Source organism: Acinetobacter calcoaceticus DSM 30006 = CIP 81.8 (assembly GCF_000368965.1).
Taxonomy (GTDB): Bacteria; Pseudomonadota; Gammaproteobacteria; order Pseudomonadales; family Moraxellaceae; genus Acinetobacter; species Acinetobacter calcoaceticus.
On the sequence record NZ_KB849781.1, the window covers coordinates 1 to 1,073 of the forward strand.

Consider the following 1,073-nt stretch of genomic DNA (forward strand, 5'->3'; position numbering starts at 1 on the left):
CTTACGCATTGACGGATTCAAAAAAGTACTAAAATACTTTATAAAGTATCTGTGATCAGACGAATTAAACATGCTTCTACAGCAACTTGTACTCTACCCATTTATATGGGCTTTCTCATGACAGAACCGAACTCTATTAGCTGCACACAACTTGCCGAGACTTATAATATCTCGCATGATAGTGTAAATCGCTTTCTAGAGCGTGAAGATTACACACCTCACGACCTATATCAAGAATCAATTCAACATATTGATAATAACAAACTTATAGTCAGTATTGATGATACTGTTTTAGATAAACCATATAGTCAACATATGGACTTAGTTAGCTATTTTTGGTCAGGCAAACACCACCGATCCGTCAAGGGTATTAATCTCATTACCTTGTATGCGACAGATCAAAATGGTCAAAATATTCCAATTAATTTCCGAATTTATGACAAATCTGAAAGTAAAACCAAGAATGATTACTTTATGGATATGTTAAGTGAAGTACTCAGTTGGGGTGCAAAGATTCAATTTATTACAGGTGATAGTTGGTATTCATCGACTGGAAATCTAAAAACCATAAGAAAATATGGTATTCGATTTATGTTTGGTATCGACTGTAACCGTAAGGTTTCCCCAGAAAAAGGACAATGGTTTCAACTGCGTTTATTGCCAGATTTCCATCAGGGTCAAGTAGTCTGGCTCAAAGATTTTGGCTTTGTACAATTATTTAAGACTCAGTTAAAAGAACAGCAGAGGTTTTATATTGTGCATCAAGATGAAGATGATTTATTGTCCTTTGAGGGATTTCATGAATTACATTCAAGTCATTGGAAAATAGAGCAATATCACCGGGTGATTAAACAGGTTTGTCATATTGAAAAGTTTCAAGTAAGACGATCTAAACTGATTTTGAATCATATTTTTTCAGCCTTGATGGCCTACGTTGAGATACAAAAGAACCAGTTTGAGCGGATCTTTGAAAATATATATCGTTGGCAGAAGAAATTATTTAGACCAATGATCAAAAACTTCATTGATGACTTTATTCTCGATAAAAATCATCTGCTACCACAGAGAATCTA

General features: G+C 34.2%; 1 protein-coding gene. It reads left to right on the plus strand.

Translation table 11 applies throughout. From position 1 onward, the window contains the following. Positions 1–51: 51 nt before the first annotated feature. The coding region (locus tag F936_RS17240) for an IS701 family transposase (RefSeq protein WP_080631712.1) at positions 52–1,073 on the plus strand (1,022 nt) is incomplete at its 3' end.